Genomic DNA, 17,992 nt, shown 5'->3' with positions numbered 1-17,992 from the left:
ACCGAAACTTTTCAATTTAACTATTGACTTCGTAGATTATATAAGCATACTACAGTTAGAATTTTTTTATTTCGTTATGTAAAATATGGGGTAGTTATGCTAGTGTCAGAGCAAATAGAGAGTATAGATAGAGAAGAATTAAAGCAACAAAATCATATACATAAAGATACAGAGTGTTCGGAAGAGACGACAATATATGGGCATATTAATCAACATATGGAAAAAAACATCTCAAATACATTGCATGAAATATATGATGCTCTTATGTCATATAACGAATCGGAACAGTCAATGGCGTCAACTTAAGAACTTTCATTAGCAAACTCTCCTAAAGACATGATGGCGTTTAGGCTTATCTACTTTATTGCGGCTGTCCCGGTCGGATTTTAACTTTAGCGCGTATACTTAAAAAGGGCTTGAAAGTTTTTTGGCGCAATAAGTACCTGATAGAGTTTCTGCCTCATTACACCAAATAAAACTGAAAAATTTAAACGATACTCAGTAATTTGATCTGGGTTCCAAGGCCCTTGTGCATCACATATATGAAGCGATAATATATTGCACATGACCAAGTTTGCCCAAAATTCTTGTAATACAGCCTCTCCAGAAAAATTCTCTAACTCTGCTCCTACTTTGAGTCGTTTATAGCACTCCTCTATGTGCCACCTTAACACATAAGCTTTGCTCCAAAGTCTCGGTCAAAAACTCTGTTTCTCAGTTGGCTAATGTCAGCACTATAACTCTTACTTTCTGTCCTTTCATTTTATTTTTTAGCTTTTCATTTTCTAATATAAAATCAAAATCTAATTCGCCAGCGTTCCCATAGCTTATTATAATTTCTTTTTTGCAAGCGAAAAATAAAGTCTACTTCCAAATCATAATGCTGCTGAATGAATTTTACTGAAGACGATCATAGATAAATAATAATTTCTCTTGATTTAATAAACGCATTTGAGTGATAACTTCGGGTAATTGCTCTGCCGCCAACGTTTGTTCACCTATATTCCAAGCTGCAAGACGAGCACTACAAATCAGCAAAGTACACAAATCAACAAACAAATTGCCAATGGTGCCTGTTGTTCCATTTGGTTCAAACTCGGATACAATTTTCCCAGAGCTGGGTAATCTCATACCAGAACCATCTGCTGCAATAAGTCTATAGCCTCTCCAACTCAGGTTCATCCTGATAGGCTGTTTGGATGCTTAAATTCTTGAAAGCCTGTATGGCAAATCTTATACCTTGCTTTAGAAAAAGCTTGCTTTGAGGGTACATGTCAATGGCTCCATAAGTTCACATTCTATTCCCAAACTTTTTTTAACTAACTTTAAAATCATAGAAAATACTGTCGAAAAAGGAAGTTTTCTTGTTCGTGTAAAACTCAACACAATGGATTTTCTGAAAAGTTTTCGAGTATATTATATTTTTAATTTGTAGAATAAGGTTTTTTCCTTTTTGCATATTTCACCTAAAAAGGACACATTTTAGACTTCTTTGTTGAAATAAAACAGAAACAAAAGTGCTGTCCCTTGCACTCTTTGGATAATTTAATGATAAAAAATTTAGAGAGAAATTTTATACACAATCTCTGACATTTTTCCTTAAGTTGACGCCATTGCCTGAACGGATACAACTTAATTTTTAATCTGCAGGAGTCAAGTTGAGAATGTCCAATTTTCCACTTTCTTTATAGCATAACATACTTCAGCGCCTCTTGCTCCTCTTGAAGTCCAATGGGCTCACCACTTATGTGTAAATTAATCGTCAATGTTGTACACGTTCTTTTCTTTTTCTACTCTCTCTTGCTCTTCAATACAATATATAGCAAGCGGATTAGCTTTAAGTCTTTCGACTCCTATTTCTTCTCCTGTTCCATCGCAGTAACCATAAGTGCCTAATTTTATTTTTTCTAACGCCTCCTTAATTTTTTCTTTTCTATCTTTTCGACGCTTGATCAATTCCTCGTTTCCACTATCTCCATCAGAATAGTATGTATCAATACTATTCTCTTCTAGTTCTTGTTTCTCCAGCTCAGCAAGTATTGACTGTAACTTTAAGCTGAAGTATTCCAGTTGTTTTACGCTCATATATTCTTCATCTTCTGAAGGAGTGTAATCTTCTGGTGACTTTATTTTCGGTAACTTTTCCATAATTGCATTATCAAAAAAATAATAAAACCTATATAACTTATGAACAAAAAATTATACTACCTCAAAGTAAACACTATAATTTATAATAAACATTTAAAAGCCTAGTATGATCGACCCAGTAAAAAAATTAGTAATAGATGATAAGAACTTTACCTATATAGTATGTATTTTTATCATAATGTTAAGTTTATCTTCATTTACACTTGAAAACAACAATAAACAAGAAGTTATGTTAACATTAACATGGATATGTGCTACATTTGTTTTGCAGATCTCTACAAATAATTTGTTTACATCTGATTATCATGATGGAATATTAGAGCAAATCTTTGTACAGCCACTCTCTTCTAGGCTTATAGTTGCTTATAAAATTTTCGCTCACTGGTTATTATTTGGGTTACCGATTTCAGTAATTTCTTCCATATTCAGCCTTGCAGTTCTAGGCAATAGTGTTGAACACTCAATAGCAGTTGGAGTGTCTTTATTATTTAATACGCTGATAATCATTAATATTTCAGCTACTGGAAATGCATTGATGATTGGTCGAAACAACTTAGCATCAGGAGTATCGCAAATTCTTGTTTTGCCAATGATAATGCCAACCTTTGTGTATTTTAAAATGCTAGCTCAATTTGAAAATTTATCCTTGAATATTTATACACTACTAATCACCATCTTAGTTTTTGTTATTTTGATTGTTAACAGCACCATAACTACTCACATGGCACTAAAATTTGCTGTGGAACAGGATTGAAAAATCTTACTGTTATTCAGTAGACTTCTTGCATAACCTAGAAAAAAGGCAAATAGTTATTATAGATTTAGGTTTATCGACAATTTGAAAAACCTTCATTCCAGCATCCTTCCCTGTCATCCAAGTAGCCCTTCGTTGTCATCCCAGTGTCAAAAACTGGGATAACAGCTAACCTGACAACCGTCATCCCGCTACTTGTTAGCGGCTAAGAGATACCGTGACAGTATGACGGTTCGCGGTGGCATGACGATAAGCCTCATCATCCCGCTACGTGTTAGCGCCGCGGCGGTATGACGATTCGCAGCGGCATGACGAGAAAGGGGCTACTTGGATGATACCTTTTTTCTACTTAGTTTGGGTTATGCAAGAAGTCTATTCCTTCATAAGGAGAAGTAGTTAAAGGAATTTACTCTATTTCTCCCTCTTTTTTTATTATTTTTAATCTATAGTTAACGTAAAAGAGATATGCAAAAACTCTATTGATCCATAGTCTGCAAATTATTAATAACACTTACTTTAAAGAACCTCACTTTACGCTGATCTTTGAGCGCTCTTCTGTGGTATTTTGTAAGAGTATAACTTGTGAAATCGTCTTCCCTATAGATTAAAGAGTTACACTGCTTTATATGTGATGCTATCCACTCTGCATAGTCCTGATGATCGGTTGCAATGAATATTTCCCCTGTTATAAGTATTTTTTTTGCTAATAAATTTAAAAATTCCGTATTAATTAATCGTCTTTTATTGTGACTTCTTTTTGGCCATGGATCTGGAAAGAGAATAAAGAATCTTTCAACACTGTTATCAGGAAAATTTGCAATCAATTCTCTTGCATCTTCTGTCCACATTAAAATATTTTTTATGTTCTGTATTTCTATGTTTGTTAGCAAGCGAGAAACCCCCTTTAAGTAGGGCTCACATCCTATAAATAATAGATCAGGTTCATTGAGCACCTGGTAAAGCATATTTTCACCGTTGCCAAAGCCTATTTCTACCCATATTCTTTTTTGTGAATTTACAATTTTCTCTATAGATTCCTTGCTGTTTTGAATAGAATATTTTTCCAATATTTCATCAACATCAGGTTTTAGCCTGGACCTTCTGGAGAACGATCTAATCCACTTGCTATTCTTAAATAGCATATTCTTGATACATATATAATTTTCTCACTATATTTTATATAGCTTAAACAATTCTCGAAATGAGTTAATGAAAAATTACTTGTCAATAATTGTTAATATTATATAATATATGAGTTCTAATAAAGTTTAAGTTAAAGGTATGAATAATAATAATCCAGTCGTAAATCTACCGGTTACTATCAGAAAGCTATCATCAAACAAATTTATAGAAGAGATATGTCAAGGCCAATTTGAGGATCAAGATAATACCTTGTTTGAAGATTCTTTTGTTAACAAAATTAAAGAAGGAGATGTGGTAGAAGGTGTAATTACAAGAATAAACCCTAACGACGTTGTGGTTGATATTGGTTTAAAATCTGACGGGAGAATTCTGATCAAGGAACTCGGTTGTAATGATGAGGTCATTATTGGCTCGAAAATCAGAGTTTATGTGGAAAGAATTGAAGATTATCATGGTAATGTTGTTCTTAGTCGTGAAAAAGCAATTAGGGACGAAAAATGGAATAAGTTGGAAGAAGATACAGTTACAAGGGCTGAAGTAAGCGGAGTTATTAAACGCTCAATTAAATGTGGCTTTATTGTTGATCTTGGTGACGGAATAAGCGCTTTTTTACCGCTGAGTCATGTGGATTTGAAGCAAGTAAAAGATGCGAAGCACCTTATTGAAACTGAACAAAAGTTCATCGTGCTTAAAATGGATAAGAAGCAGGGCAATATTGTAGTATCAAGAAAGCTGGTGTTAGAAAAATTGCACGCTGGTGAAAAAATTAAATTTTTAGAATCTTTAAATGAAGGCGATATAATAGAAGGGAAAATAAAAAGTATCACTCATTACGGTGTATTTGTCGGTATTCATGAATCAGATGTAGTGGGAGTTATAGATGGATTGTTACATATTACAGATATCTCTTGGAGTAGGGTAAGTCATCCGTCTGCAGTTTTTACTTGTGGTCAGACTATAAAAGTTAAAATTATAAAAATAGATAAGGAAAATGCTAAAATTTCCTTGGGTGTGAAGCAGCTAGAAGATAGCCCTTGGCAAGATGCAGAGTCAAAATATCCAGTTGATAGTGTGCATAAGGGTTATGTAACAAGCATAGAAGATTATGGATTATTTGTTGAGCTTAGACCTGGAATTGAAGGTTTAGTGCACTCGTCAGAAATAACTTGGGTTAAGAGTAATTTACCAGTTAGTAGTCTCGTAACAAGGGGACAAGAAGTATATGTAAAAATTCTCAGTATTGACATTGCTAAGAGTAGGATGAGTTTAAGCATGAAAAGGTGTGTAGACAACCCTTGGCAAGTATTTATCAATAAATATCCTCCTGGTTCTATTGTTTCTGGTGAAGTGAAGAATAATACCGGCTCATATGTATCTGTTGCTTTCGGTGATTCTGAAATAGATGAGAACGTAGAAGGGACAATATATGTGAAAGATTTTAGTTGGTCTAAAAATGGTTCAGATGAGATAAAGAAGTATAATGTAGGTGATAAAATAGAAGCAAAAGTAATAAGGGCTAACGTGAATCGGGCAAGAATTTATCTTGGAATAAAACAAATAGAGTATGATCCTCTTGAAGAACTGATAAAGAAAGTTAAGGTAGGTGATAAAATACAGGTTATTGTAGGTAAGAGAGAAGATAATGGACTAGTCGTTGAAGTTGAGAACGATGTAACCCTTCTAATAGATCAAGAGCATTTACCAGAGAATAAAAAATTCTCTATATCAGAAAAAATAGAAGTTGAAGTATTGGGTGTTGAAGAATATAACATAGCATTATCTGCTAAGTGATAAGGTTTACTTATTTTGGCTTCATATAAATGGCAACAAAGTCTGATATAATAGCGAGGGTAGCAAAAAGACATCCTTTTTTAGATAAGATTGTTATAGCAGCTATAGTTGATAGATTTTTTGGGATACTTTCAAGCACATTGAAACATCATAATAGAGTTGAAATTAGGGGGTTTGGTTCTTTTTCAGTTAGAAGTTATAACTTGAAAGAAACAAGCCATTTAATGTTACAGAAGTTTACAAAGAATCAATACTTTAAAACATATTTTCGTAGCAGTAAAAAATTATCTGATTTGATAAATGAATAAAAATTTATACCATAAATAAGATGAAAGTAGGGGTTTGAGTTTATACTGTACGATAGAAATTTTTAGCACCATATGCAAGTAGTAGAAATAGTTATACGTAATAACACATATAAAATATCTTGCGAAAGTGGGCAGGGGAATCATTTATTACGCCTTGCTAATAGTTTTGACAAGTTAGTTAGTTCTGTATCTCAAAAAACTGGAGGTAAGGGTTCGGATGCATTAAATTTCTTACTTGCAGCACTAATTCTTGAGGATAAAATTTTAGAATTAACAAAGCGATTAGATGAAGTAAATCAAGAGCGCGAAAAGTATAGAAACGAGAAAAGAATAGAATATACTGAGGTACTAGATAAGGTAAATAAGATTATCACTAATCTTGAGTGCATAAAGGATTAGCTTCAATAAAGCAAGCAATTAAATTGACTATCTGACTATTCAAGCCAGGAGGGAGGTTTGTCTTACGAGTTATGTAACAATATAATTCGTAATCATCAAGATCAACTATTTTTTCGTATTCGATTAGTTCGCTTAAGGAAAATTTATCAAGATATTTCAATGCGAAATGCCCTAAAAGTATATCGGTTTCTTTGCAACCCCTATGCCAGCTTCTATATATTAATTTTCTTCTGAGTAGTGAGGTATCTGTCATTACAATTAAACTTTTTTTAATTTAAAAGTTAAACTAAATACTTGTCAAGCGAGGCGCATTTTAATATACTTAACATTTTGTTAAGATCTAAATATACAGGTGGAATTAATTTCTAATCTTATCCATCAATTTAGCGATGGAATATATTATTTTTTATCATTTTCTTTAATAATTTCTGTCATAGTATTCGTGCATGAATATGGGCATTATGTTGTTGCCAAAGCATGCAAAGTTAAAGTTGAATCTTTTTCCATAGGTTTTGGTCCTGAAATTTTTGGTTTTAACGATAAGTCTGGAACTAGATGGAAATTAAGCGTTGTTCCATTGGGTGGTTATGTTAAAATGCTAGGAGATACTAATGCAGCGAGTGTCCCAGCTGATCAACAAGAATTAACGGAAGAAGAAAAATTGTATTCATTTCATACAAAACCGCGTCATAAAAAAGCAGCAGTAGTTTTTGCAGGGCCTTTTGCAAACATGGTATTTGCTGTTATAGCTTTTACAATATTTTTTAGCATAGCAGGTTATTATCGCACTCCACCGGTGATTGAAAATGTAATCGAAGGTAGTGCAGCTAAGCAAGCTGGTTTGTTGCCAGGTGACACTATTACACAAATCAATGAGCATAAAATAAAATACTTTGAAGATATTTCACGTGTGATAATGTCGAATCCTAAAACAAGAATGGAGATTGAGTATAGCAGAAATAATGAGAAGCACAGGACCAGTTTAACTCCATTAATAATCAAGGACAAAGACGTTTTTGGCAACACAATAGAAAGAGAAACTATAGGGATTATTTCAGTCAATACATTAAAGCAGTCGTCTTTTCTTGGGGCCGTGAGCTTATCAGTAAGTGAAACTTACCACACTATGTGCTTAACGATCAAAGCTCTCTTTCACATTATTGTTGGTAAAAGGAGTATCAATGAAATAGGTGGGCCAATAAAAATCGCAAAGTATTCAGGGCAATCAGCTAAAAAGGGGGTCGTTATGGTTGTGTATTTCATGGCAATTATTTCAGCTAATTTAGCTGCAATTAACTTGCTGCCAATACCACTGCTAGATGGTGGGCATTTATTTCATTATATCATAGAAGCGGTTATACGTAGGGATTTAAGCTTGAAATGTCAAAAATATGCAGCTATTTTTGGTGCTTTAGTGTTGTTTTTGCTTATGGCAACTGGAATGTCAAATGATATTAGGGATCTTTTTTGAAATAAAATATGAAAAAGCTATTTTATATACTGGTAGTGGTTTTTATTTCTTTTCCTGCCCTGCTTGTTGCTTTAGGAACTGCGGAAAAAGTGCAGGTGAAAGATGTCAAATGTATTGGTAATGAGAGGGTAAGCAACCAGACAATAGGGTTCTATATAAAACTAAAATCTGGTGATTATATAAACGACGATGATATAGACTCAATTATAAAAGATCTATATAAAACAAAGTTATTTGCTAGTGTTAATGCTTACATAGATGATAAAAAAAATTTAGTAATAAAAATTCAAGAAAATCCACTGATTAACAAGGTAGTGTTAAAAGGCAATAAGTTATTTAACAGCAAAGAGCTGCTAAGTAATGTGATTCAATCAAAGTCGCTAACTATTTTAACTGAAACAAAATTGCAAAACGATTTAGTGAATTTAGTCACTACTTATAGAAATAACGGTAAGATTGGTGTTAAAATTGAATATGACCTGAATAAGCTTGATGGCAATAGGGTCAATCTAATTTTTAAAATAAAAGAAGGCAAAACCTCTAAAATTAAGGATATAAGATTTATAGGCAATAAAAACTTTTCTGAAAATGAGCTAGAGCAAGTTATCAAAAGACATAGTAATGACATATTTAGTAAGTTATTTAGAGCCATTTTTAAAGGCGAAAATCATTATTCACCGCAATATCTATTGATTAACACAGAATTGCTCGATCGTTTTTATTCGTCTAAGGGATATATTCAAAATAATATTCAACCAATTGTTGAGGTTGATAATAACAATCAAACAGAGTTAACTTTTTTGATTGACGAAGGACAGCAGTATTTATTTGGAAATAATGAGGTTAATATTGAAACTGAAATTCAGGATTTGAGCCTAAAAGAAGAAATATTGGATTTTATAACAGAGGAAAACGATAAGATATTTAATAGAGTTAAAATTAATAATACAGTAGAAAAAATAAACAAATATTTAAATGAAAAAGGATATATATTTGCAAAAGTTAATCCAGAGTATGCACAACGTGACAACGTTGTAGATGTAACCTACAGAGTGCTGCCGGGTAAAAAGATTTATATAAATCAAATTACAATTGATGGTAACGATCGCACTTTAGATAAAGTGATCAGAAGTAAGCTAAGTGTAGCAGAAGGTGATGCGTACAATATATCTGAGATTCAAAAGTCACGTAAAAAACTAATGAGTAGTGATTTTTTTGAAACAGTGAAAGTAAATAGTTACGCAGTTAATGACAATACAGTAAATCTTGACTTAAATGTTAAAGAAAAAAACACTACTTCGTTGTATTTGGGAGGAGGTGTGTCTCTTCCTGGTGGAGCATTGATTAAAATTGACCTCAAAGACCGTAATTTATTTGGTACTGGAAAAGAGCTCTCTTTTGCTCTTGAAAAAAGTCAATACGTATTTTCTACTGATTTAGAGTTTGTTGAAAATAATTTTAACGATTCTGATACGTCACTAGGCATGGGTGTATTTTATGAAAAACAAGATAAACCAAACACTACTTTTGATAGTTGCGATATGGGATTTTTTACAAAGTTATCATATAAAGTCACAGAGAACTTAACTAATTCCCTTCGCTATTCTTATAAGTATAATCATATACACATGGATAATAAGGGTGGACAAGACACCGATATCTCTGAAATAATACTGGACCGAAAAGGTAAACATCAGATTTCATCAGTGGGATACACGTTGGCATATAATAAACTGGATAATCTATATGCTCCAAAAGAAGGGTATTTACTGCGCTTAAGTCAGGATATTTCAGGATTGGGAGGAAACGTGAATTTCCTAAAATCTGAATTCTTATCTTTTTATACGCACCCTATATTAAGCAAAATTGACGATGATATAACGCTACGCTTTAAGATGGCGGCAGGTCATATTTTTTCTTATACTGATGAAAATCTAAACATTGGCCAGCACTTTTTTAAAGGGGGTAATGAGATTAGAGGGTTTGACCTTTCCGGTATTGGACCAAGAGCAGAAGACAAAAATAAAAGCTCATTAGGAGGCAAAACTTATTTTAATCTAACACAGCAAGTGGATTTTCCTCTACCAAAACTATATGACTATGCTGGTATCAAAGGCTCACTATTTGTTGACTATGCGACACTTTTTGGCTTAGATGATAAAAATAAGAAGTATGAAGGGAAATACTACGATAGCAAGCTTGTGAGAGTGTCACCAGGTTTTGGCTTTTCAATGCTTTCTCCTTTTGGTAGACTTAGATTGGATTTCGGGTTTCCTTTAGTAAAGGAATCTTATGATATAATACCATCACCAAATGTTAAATTTTCTATTGAAGCGGGGATTTGAATGAAATATATACAGTTATTTATATCAGTTATTGCCTTAATTATTTCCTTATTTGTGGGGTATAAGTTTGTAGGATATCAACCTCAGAACACAAAAGCTGCAATTATCGATAGTGACAAAGTCATCAATGAATCTCTTGCTCTGCAAAATATACAACAACAAATAAAGGAGCAGAATTCTAGATTACAACAAGAATTTGAAAGTGAGTTAGAAAAACTTAAGCCATCAAAAGAAGAATTTGAACTTTTGTCAGAAGAAGCAAAAAAAGAAAAGACAGAACAGTTTAATAAGCACACTGTAAATACTAGAGATAATTACGCTAAAAAAATGTTACATTTAGAAGAAAGCTATAGAGACGCAGTAGAGAGTGTTTTTAACAAGATAAAAGAAGTCGCTAAAAAAACGGCAGAAAAAAACAACATAGATTTGGTACTATTTATTTCAAAAAAGAACCAAGTTTTATACTCCATGGATGAAGTTGATTTATCAGATGTGGTATTAAACAATATAAACAAGAAAATACCTGAATTTGCTTTGAAAGGCATTGAGTAGGCTTATGCAATTTAATATCAGTGATATTATAAAAATATTACCACATTCTTATCCGTTTCTCTTAGTAGATAGAGTTATAGAGTGTGATCCTGGTAAAAGTATAAAAGCAATCAAAAATGTGACTTTCAATGAGCCATTTTTTATTGGCCACTTCCCTGGTCATCCAATAATGCCAGGAGTCTTGATAATTGAATCTCTAGCTCAGGCATCTGCTATATGTGTTCTAGGTAAAGAAACAATAGAAAATAAAGTTGTTTACTTGAGATCCATTGAAAATGCAAAATTCAGAAAGCTAGTTACTCCAGGGGACACATTGATTCTTCAAGCTAACATTCAAAGTGTGTGTTTAGGTGTACACAAATTTAGGTGTATTGCATCTGTTAGCGAAGAAAAAGTTGCAGAAGCAACAATCTCAGCAGTATTGCAAAATAAATAAAATCTTCATCTGTAAGAAACAGCATGTACACTGTATAGTATAGCAATGAAGCTGAATTTCAACATCTCATTTTCTAATCTATATACTCGCAATGGATTAATAAAATTAGATGAGACATTTTTGAATTATATCAAATCATGTGATGAGAGCTTGTTTTGTTCATTAATTGAAGCAAGAGAAAAAGCAGCTTCTTCTTCGATGTCATCCCAGTGTCACCTCCCATCATCCCAGTGTCACCCCCCGTCATCCCAGTGCTTGACACTGGGATCTAGAAAACAAGAAGGACGGTCAGCTACTTGGATGACAGATAGTCAGTTAATAGTAGACCTCTCATATTTACTTGATGAATTTATTGCAAAACTTTTCAATGTTGAAAAAGAAATAGAGGAGCTAAAGAAAAAGCACAACGACTTTGCTGTAATATATAAATGCAAAAGGTTATTTGTCCAACGCTATGCATTGAAGAAATACACTAATGTGGCGAATATAGATATTACTAACAAACTAAGTCATTTTCTCACTTTGCCAACAACAGAAAAAAATTTCGCTGAGCAGGTGATGCATTGGTTTGAAGATAAAGAAAATCACAAAGAGGAAATAGAACTTGCGGCACAATATGCAGCGTGGAGAGTGAAAAATAAACAGAGCATATTATTTAGCATACATAAAAAAATTGACCACGAAAACCTCATACCATTTTCTAAAAAAGAAGTGGACAAAGTTGAAGTGCTGTATTCAAATGAAGTAAAAAGACGATACGGTTTTGACCTAACAAGTGAAAAGGCTAGTTTAGATAAAGCATTGGATAATGCTCATTACTGCATATTTTGTCATAAGCAAAGTAAGGATAGCTGCTCAAAGGGGCTAATTAATGATGACAATACTTTCAAAAAGTCTCCACTTAGAGTTGAACTGCACGGCTGCCCACTAGAGCAGAAAATATCAGAAATGAATCTGGTGAAAAGCGAAGGGTACAGCATAGCAAGTCTTGCAATTGTGATGATAGATAACCCATTATGCGCGGCTACTGGACACAGAATATGCAATGACTGCATGAATTCGTGCATATATCAAAAACAAGAACCCGTAAATGTGCCAGCAATTGAAACAAGGATTCTGGATGATGTGCTCAGTTTACCGTACGGATTTGAAATATATTCTCTGCTCAGCCGTTGGAATCCTTTAAATTTTCAGCGTTCATTGCCAAGAGGAAACACTGGAAAAAACGTTCTAGTTGTAGGCCTTGGTCCTGCTGGTTTTAATTTAGCTCATCATTTGTTGAATGATGGGCATAACGTTATTGCCATTGATGGACTAAAAATTGAGCCTTTGATCGATAATTTCCAGCTAATTAAAGATTTCAAACACGAAAAATTGAGTGAACGCATGGCAGGAGGGTTTGGTGGGGTGGCAGAATATGGTATTACTTCTCGGTGGGATAAGAATTACTTAAAGATTATTAGATTACTGCTGGAAAGACGTGAGAATTTCGTACTTTATGGAGGCATTCGTTTTGGTGGCACGATTAATGTTGATGATGCTTTCAACTTGGGTTTTGATCACATTGCCCTAGCACTTGGCTCTGGCAAGCCACGAATGATCAAAATAAAGAATATACTAGCTCGAGGAGTGCGTATGGCATCTGACTTTCTTATGTCGTTACAACTGACTGGCGCTCTTAAATTCGATTCTATAGCAAATCTGCAAGTTCGCATGCCGATAGTTGTCATAGGTGCGGGGCTTACTGCGATTGACACTGCCACTGAAGCTTTAGCGTATTATCCAATTCAAGTAAAAAAATTTCTTCTTCGTTATGAGATATTAGTTGATAAGTATGGAAAGGACTGTGTTGAAAAAGATTGGACAGAAGAAGAACGCGAAATTGCGAATGAGTTTATATCGCATGCAAAGTTGATCCAAGCAGAGCAAGAATTAGCAAAAAAAGAGAATAGAGAAGCAAAAATATTGGAATTAATGCAGAGCCTCAGGGGAGTGAAAGTTGTATATAGAAAAGAGCTGAAAGACTCGCCAAGTTATCGATTAAATAGCGAAGAGGTACAAAACGCATTATCAGAAGGGATTTACTTTATTGAAAACTTAGAGCCAGTTGAAGTTGTGACGGATAAATATAACCATGCTGAATCAATAAAACTAATAGACACAAAATCTGGCGAAATCAAACGTATAAAAGCACGTTCTATTTTTATAGCAGCAGGTACTGAGCCAAATACGGTTATTGCAACAGAAGATGAAAAGCATTTTAAATTAAGTAATGGGTATTTTACTGAATTGAATTCATTGGGAAAAGAAATAGATCCAATATTTTCTCCAAAAATGCAAAATAAAGATAGAATATTAGTGTATAAGCAAGGCAATAAAACAATCAGCTTTTTTGGTGATCTTCACCCTTCGTATAGTGGCAGCGTCGTGAAAGCTATGGCAAGTGCTAAGAACGGCTACCCTATTATTTCTCAGCTTTTGAGTGGAGTTAATAGCTTCGTTTCTGTCATTCCAGTGTGTGATGTTGTGGGCCAGAAAAAAAATGCGTGGTCAAGCATTGAAGATCTGGCTAATAAAGAATTCTTCAATAGAATCAAAGAGCAATTCACTGCAAAAGTCATAAAAGTTCAATATTTAACAGATAAAGTGATAGAAATAGTGATTAAAGCACCACTTGCGGCAAAGAATTTTAAGCCTGGGCAATTCTTTAGATTGCAAAATTTTGCAACCAATGGCAGAAAAGCCAATAATACAAACCTTGCTATGGAAGGTATAGCCGTAACCGGCACTGAAGTAGACAAAAAAAAAGGAATTATTTCCACTATTGTGCTGGAAATCGGCGGCTCCACTAATTTATGCAGACACTTAAGAGAAGGCGAGCAAATAATTCTTATGGGCCCAACTGGCAGACCTACTGAGGTTTACTAAGTCTCAATATTAAAGTGATGCCAAATTTTATTTCAAAAAGTAAATAATTTACTAACGCTCGTGCACAAATTAAAAATAAATTATGCACGAGTGTAGCGTTATGAATTAGGAGTGCTATATTAAAGCTTACCTCACTATTAAAGCTATCGGTCAGATTAGATTAAAAACCTAATCTGACCGGTTTCTCTATAACCCTCTAAACTCTGATATAATTATATGATAATTAGTTTAATTAGTGGTTAATATGCAAATTGATTTTATTCATATATTGAGATAGCATAAACCATATTGGTTTTAATTATTGTGCAACTTTATAAATCGTCACTGTTACTTCTACTGACTGTATTAATAGTTATAGTCCTAAAATTACCTGAAAATTTGAGCATTGCAGTAAATTGGTCTCTCCCAATTCTAGATTTTGATTTATCTTTTCGTACCATACTAATATCTTTTTTATCAGTTGCATTTTTAGCTGTTCTACCAGCACAAAATTTGACTTTTTCAGAGATGCTATCTTTTGCTGCTTACACTATTAGTTCACTTTATGCAGTTTTATCTGAACATATGATATTGGTTATAATATTCTGTGAATTAATGACCATCAGTGCATTTTTTATTATCGCAGCTAGCTGTAGAGATAGTGGACCTGCAATAAGGTACGCTTGTGTACACTTTTTGGTTGGAGTTATATTAATAGCAGGATTGGCACTTCAAAGCACTAACCTGATAATTTTGGGTTTATTGATAAACTGCGCTTGTTTTCCTTTTTCGTTTTGGGTTGTTGATGCATATCCTGCTGCATCGCTATATGGCACTACATATCTCTCTTTATTTACCACTAAAGTCTCTTTTTTAGCGATGCTTTTACACACTTATAACCTATGGCAAAATTGTGCTGAAATGTTAGCACTTGTAGGCACCATCACTGCAATTTACAGCATTATATTTGCTTCTCTCGAGCAAAATATTCGTAGATTTTTATGCTATAACGTTGTAGGACAAATGGGCTTGCTGATTATTGCAGGAGGTTTACTCAGCCCTTCGGAAAAGGCAATACCAATTTTGATACTGCATATAATCTTCTCTCTTGTTTATCAATCATTATTGTTTGTGGTCAGCAATTCGATTATTTCACGAACAAAAACAATTAGTTTTAATGGAGTAGGCAAACTGATGTCAGTGGAAGGCATGTGTGCTATAATCGCAATACTTACAATGGCTGCATTTCCTGGAACCGCTGGATTTATTAGCAAATCATACATTACAGCCGAGATTGAAGCAAGTGGTGCTAATTTAGAAGTGTATAAAAACTTATACAAGATTCTAAATTTACTGCTTTATTTAAGCGTGGGGCTCAAGTTTCTTTACTACATATTTATTGCAAAAAGTAAGTCGAAACCTTTAGCAGAAAGGGGAGGCAAAATGACTATGATTATTTTAGCATCTATATGCGTAATTGCTGGCAACCCTTACTTACCTATTTACAATAAACCTTCGATTTTCGATTTTGTGTACAACACAAAAAATATTTTGTCGCAATTTAATTTGTTATTATGTACCACTTTATTGTTCATTCTTTTACGCAAGTTATTTTACCCGAGAATAAATTTTAAAATGGATGTTGATTGGATTTTTAGAGCTTTCATACCCTATATTATCTTGCTGTTCAATCAATTGGTCTTTAAAGTGAGAGAAATGTCTGCCAACGTACTGCAAAACTTGACTAATTCACTTACTAGTTTATACTTTGATAATATTACTAAACTTAAGGAAGTGCTGGGTTATAACTCAGTGAGTTTTGTTTCAGCTTCTTCTCTCTTTTTAATGAGTATTCTACTAATGCTATTATGTTTAAGTCGTTAACCGAAAGTTTAAATTCTGTATTTAGTAAACTAAGAGGAAAGTCAATCATTTCTGAAGATGATTTTAATCTTGCCATGCGTGAAATACGCATAGCCTTAATTGAAGCTGACGTTTCACTTGAAGTTGCAAAAAAATTCATCAACGACATTAAAGATAAAGTGATTGGGGAAAAAGTCATAAAAAGCGTTTCTCCAGCACAAATGATAATTAAAATTGTGCAGGATAATTTAGTTGCAGTTCTCGGATCAGAGAAAAGTGACTTAAATCTAGCAGTTAAACCCCCTGCTGTGATTATGATGGTGGGCTTACAAGGTGCAGGTAAAACAACCACCTCAGGAAAGCTTGCTTTAAAGCTAAAAAAGCAAAAGAAAAAAGTGATGCTTGCCTCTTTAGACATTTATAGGCCGGCTGCCCAAAAACAACTTGAAGTGCTAGGTAAACAAATAGATGTGCAAACTTTACCTGTAGTAATAGACGAGAAGCCCATTACAATTACAAAAAGGGCACTGGCAGCAGCAAAGAACGATAATTATGATGTATTAATACTAGATACCGCAGGCAGGCTTCATATTGACAATAATATGATGAATGAGTTGAAAGCCGTAAAGGAAATAGCTTCACCTGCAGAAGTTATTTTAGTAGCCGACGCAATGATAGGCCAGGATGCGGTCAACATTGCCAAATCATTCAATGAGGTAATAGGTGTAACCGGCATTATTCTTACCCGTGTTGATGGTGATGCACGTGGTGGTGCTGCTCTTTCTATGAAAATGATCGCCGATTGTCCAATTAAATTTATTGCTTATGGTGAAAAATTAAGTGACCTCGATGATTTTTATCCAGATAGAATTGCAAAAAGAATACTTAGCATGGGTGATGTTGTCTCATTGGTTGAAAAAGCTGCTGAGATTGTTGGTCAGGAAGAAATTGATAAGTTACAAAAGAAAGTGAAAAAAGGTAAATTCGACCTAAACGACCTAGTGGGAATGTTAAAAACTCTGAGTAAAATGGATGGCATTAGCAACATAATGAAATTCATTCCTAGTTCATTTACAAAAAAGCTAAGTAGCAGTGTGCCAGATGACAATAAAGTGAAAAAATATATAGCCATCATAAACTCAATGACCGAAAAAGAAAGGCAAAATCCAGATATTTTAAATGGCAAAAGAAGACTTAGAATTTCTAAGGGGTCCGGAACAACTGTAACTGACATTAATCTTCTAATTAAGCAGTATAATCAAATGAGCTCTATGGTAAATAAGTTCAGTAAAGTTGACCATAGTAAACTCAAAGAATCTGATTTGATGGATATGCTAAGCAGAAAGTAAGTCAGCAGGTAGTGGAATGAGACAAATCATCAGTAAACCTTTAGCTATATCAAAAGCGGCTTAGGTCTCGCAAAAAAATTTACAGCTTCTTGCTAGCCAAGAAATTTATTATTAATTTTAAGAAATACTATAGCTGACCCAAGCAACACGTCATACCGCGATTCATTTCATAACTGTACGAACATTGTAGTGTGGGCCACCAGTGGGGTGTCATCCGAGTAGCTTGACTACTTGGATCCAGAAAAAAGAATGGTGTCATGAAAGTAGCCTCCTTCTCCTGTCATCCCAGCGCCCAGAGGTGTCATCCTTTTTTTTGGATTCCAGACTGGAATGACAGCAGTCCTACGTCATGCCACCGCGAACCGTCATACCGCGATTCATTCGCGGTATCTCTAGATCCCGCTAACAAGCAGCGGGATGACGAATTACTTAACCATCATCTACACCGTCATACCGCGATTCATTCGCGGTATCTCAAAGCATAGATCCCGCTAACACGTAGCGGGATGACGAGGTCATGCCACCG

16 protein-coding genes and 1 pseudogene are annotated in these 17,992 nt (G+C 34.1%); 13 read left to right on the top strand and 4 right to left on the bottom strand.

The genetic code is table 11. From position 1 onward, the window contains the following. The first annotated feature begins 96 nt into the window (after positions 1-96). Positions 97-306: a hypothetical protein gene (locus tag INQ25_RS05275; protein ID WP_213863235.1), complete on the top strand. Its 210-nt coding sequence runs from the start codon at positions 97-99 to the stop codon at positions 304-306. A gap of 9 nt (positions 307-315) precedes the next feature. On the opposite strand, the pseudogene INQ25_RS05270 reads toward INQ25_RS05275, so the two are convergent. Both INQ25_RS05270 and INQ25_RS05265 read right to left on the bottom strand, forming a co-directional pair. Continuing rightward, positions 316-1,459 (bottom strand): annotated as a pseudogene (locus INQ25_RS05270) (transposase). Between the two features lie 296 nt (positions 1,460-1,755). Continuing rightward, the gene (locus tag INQ25_RS05265; protein ID WP_213863234.1) at positions 1,756-2,148 is read right to left on the bottom strand and encodes a TraR/DksA family transcriptional regulator; all 393 of its coding nucleotides are present in this window, start codon (positions 2,146-2,148) and stop codon (positions 1,756-1,758) included. A gap of 106 nt (positions 2,149-2,254) precedes the next feature. On the opposite strand from INQ25_RS05265, the gene INQ25_RS05260 reads away from it, so the two are divergent. Next, complete coding sequence (locus INQ25_RS05260; protein ID WP_213863233.1) at positions 2,255-2,902, top strand: heme exporter protein CcmB; 648 nt, start codon at positions 2,255-2,257, stop codon at positions 2,900-2,902. Positions 2,903-3,378: 476 nt separating this feature from the next. Here INQ25_RS05260 and trmB read toward each other — a convergent pair whose 3' ends face one another. Then, complete coding sequence (gene trmB, locus INQ25_RS05255; protein WP_012673367.1) at positions 3,379-4,044, bottom strand: tRNA (guanosine(46)-N7)-methyltransferase TrmB; 666 nt, start codon at positions 4,042-4,044, stop codon at positions 3,379-3,381. A gap of 139 nt (positions 4,045-4,183) precedes the next feature. Between trmB and INQ25_RS05250 the strand changes: the two genes are divergently transcribed. From INQ25_RS05250 to INQ25_RS05240, 3 genes are all read left to right on the top strand, one after another. Next, the gene (locus INQ25_RS05250) at positions 4,184-5,836 is read left to right on the top strand and encodes a 30S ribosomal protein S1 (protein WP_012673366.1); all 1,653 of its coding nucleotides are present in this window, start codon (positions 4,184-4,186) and stop codon (positions 5,834-5,836) included. A 29-nt stretch (positions 5,837-5,865) separates the two neighbouring features. Further along, positions 5,866-6,144: an HU family DNA-binding protein gene (locus INQ25_RS05245; protein ID WP_010963035.1), complete on the top strand. Its 279-nt coding sequence runs from the start codon at positions 5,866-5,868 to the stop codon at positions 6,142-6,144. A gap of 72 nt (positions 6,145-6,216) precedes the next feature. After that, complete coding sequence (locus INQ25_RS05240; protein ID WP_213863232.1) at positions 6,217-6,543, top strand: cell division protein ZapA; 327 nt, start codon at positions 6,217-6,219, stop codon at positions 6,541-6,543. Here the strand turns inward: INQ25_RS05240 and INQ25_RS05235 are convergent. Beyond that, positions 6,518-6,796 carry an FAD assembly factor SdhE gene (locus INQ25_RS05235; RefSeq protein ID WP_006279484.1) on the bottom strand — a complete coding sequence of 93 codons (279 nt, stop codon included), beginning with the start codon at positions 6,794-6,796 and terminating at the stop codon, positions 6,518-6,520. The genes INQ25_RS05240 and INQ25_RS05235 overlap by 26 nt on opposite strands. Positions 6,797-6,895: 99 nt before the next feature. Between INQ25_RS05235 and rseP the strand changes: the two genes are divergently transcribed. The 8 genes from rseP to INQ25_RS06680 all read left to right on the top strand — a co-directional run bounded on the left by rseP (position 6,896) and on the right by INQ25_RS06680 (position 17,800). Then, positions 6,896-8,014 (top strand): RIP metalloprotease RseP, encoded by a 1,119-nt coding sequence (gene rseP, locus INQ25_RS05230; protein ID WP_213863231.1) that lies wholly within the window; start codon positions 6,896-6,898, stop codon positions 8,012-8,014. 8 nt (positions 8,015-8,022) lie between these two features. After that, a complete protein-coding gene (gene bamA / locus INQ25_RS05225) occupies positions 8,023-10,359 on the top strand; it encodes an outer membrane protein assembly factor BamA (protein ID WP_213863230.1) in 2,337 nt (778 codons plus the stop codon). Further along, complete coding sequence (locus INQ25_RS05220; RefSeq protein WP_077188197.1) at positions 10,360-10,911, top strand: OmpH family outer membrane protein; 552 nt, start codon at positions 10,360-10,362, stop codon at positions 10,909-10,911. A gap of 4 nt (positions 10,912-10,915) precedes the next feature. Continuing rightward, a complete protein-coding gene (fabZ, locus tag INQ25_RS05215; protein WP_065094742.1) occupies positions 10,916-11,347 on the top strand; it encodes a 3-hydroxyacyl-ACP dehydratase FabZ in 432 nt (143 codons plus the stop codon). Positions 11,348-11,392: 45 nt separating this feature from the next. Further along, complete coding sequence (locus INQ25_RS05210; RefSeq protein ID WP_213863229.1) at positions 11,393-14,275, top strand: FAD-dependent oxidoreductase; 2,883 nt, start codon at positions 11,393-11,395, stop codon at positions 14,273-14,275. 303 nt (positions 14,276-14,578) lie between these two features. Further along, positions 14,579-16,138 carry a proton-conducting transporter transmembrane domain-containing protein gene (locus tag INQ25_RS05205; protein ID WP_213863228.1) on the top strand — a complete coding sequence of 520 codons (1,560 nt, stop codon included), beginning with the start codon at positions 14,579-14,581 and terminating at the stop codon, positions 16,136-16,138. Then, positions 16,123-17,466, top strand: a complete 1,344-nt coding sequence (gene ffh / locus INQ25_RS05200; RefSeq protein WP_213863227.1) for a signal recognition particle protein — start codon at positions 16,123-16,125, stop codon at positions 17,464-17,466. The genes INQ25_RS05205 and ffh overlap by 16 nt, the downstream gene beginning before the upstream one ends. A gap of 202 nt (positions 17,467-17,668) precedes the next feature. Further along, the gene (locus tag INQ25_RS06680; protein WP_281410250.1) at positions 17,669-17,800 is read left to right on the top strand and encodes a hypothetical protein; all 132 of its coding nucleotides are present in this window, start codon (positions 17,669-17,671) and stop codon (positions 17,798-17,800) included. Positions 17,801-17,992: the final 192 nt, after the last annotated feature.

The organism is Wolbachia endosymbiont of Rhagoletis cerasi (assembly GCF_018454475.1).
Lineage (GTDB): Bacteria > Pseudomonadota > Alphaproteobacteria > Rickettsiales > Anaplasmataceae > Wolbachia > Wolbachia pipientis.
Note: the sequence above shows the minus strand (reverse complement) of the source record. Positions and strands in the feature narration are given on the sequence as shown.

What these genes read in the sequence shown, in the direction of transcription:
- trmB (WP_012673367.1), bottom strand. Translation starts at nt 4,044, where the DNA reads ATGCTATTTAAGAATAGCAAGTGGATTAGATCGTTCTCCAGAAGGTCC.
- INQ25_RS05240 (WP_213863232.1), top strand. Translation starts at nt 6,217, where the DNA reads ATGCAAGTAGTAGAAATAGTTATACGTAATAACACATATAAAATATCT.
- INQ25_RS05260 (WP_213863233.1), top strand. Translation starts at nt 2,255, where the DNA reads ATGATCGACCCAGTAAAAAAATTAGTAATAGATGATAAGAACTTTACC.
- INQ25_RS05275 (WP_213863235.1), top strand. Translation starts at nt 97, where the DNA reads ATGCTAGTGTCAGAGCAAATAGAGAGTATAGATAGAGAAGAATTAAAG.
- INQ25_RS05250 (WP_012673366.1), top strand. Translation starts at nt 4,184, where the DNA reads ATGAATAATAATAATCCAGTCGTAAATCTACCGGTTACTATCAGAAAG.
- bamA (WP_213863230.1), top strand. Translation starts at nt 8,023, where the DNA reads ATGAAAAAGCTATTTTATATACTGGTAGTGGTTTTTATTTCTTTTCCT.
- INQ25_RS05265 (WP_213863234.1), bottom strand. Translation starts at nt 2,148, where the DNA reads ATGGAAAAGTTACCGAAAATAAAGTCACCAGAAGATTACACTCCTTCA.
- INQ25_RS05220 (WP_077188197.1), top strand. Translation starts at nt 10,360, where the DNA reads ATGAAATATATACAGTTATTTATATCAGTTATTGCCTTAATTATTTCC.
- fabZ (WP_065094742.1), top strand. Translation starts at nt 10,916, where the DNA reads ATGCAATTTAATATCAGTGATATTATAAAAATATTACCACATTCTTAT.
- INQ25_RS05210 (WP_213863229.1), top strand. Translation starts at nt 11,393, where the DNA reads ATGAAGCTGAATTTCAACATCTCATTTTCTAATCTATATACTCGCAAT.
- INQ25_RS05235 (WP_006279484.1), bottom strand. Translation starts at nt 6,796, where the DNA reads ATGACAGATACCTCACTACTCAGAAGAAAATTAATATATAGAAGCTGG.
- ffh (WP_213863227.1), top strand. Translation starts at nt 16,123, where the DNA reads ATGTTTAAGTCGTTAACCGAAAGTTTAAATTCTGTATTTAGTAAACTA.
- INQ25_RS05245 (WP_010963035.1), top strand. Translation starts at nt 5,866, where the DNA reads ATGGCAACAAAGTCTGATATAATAGCGAGGGTAGCAAAAAGACATCCT.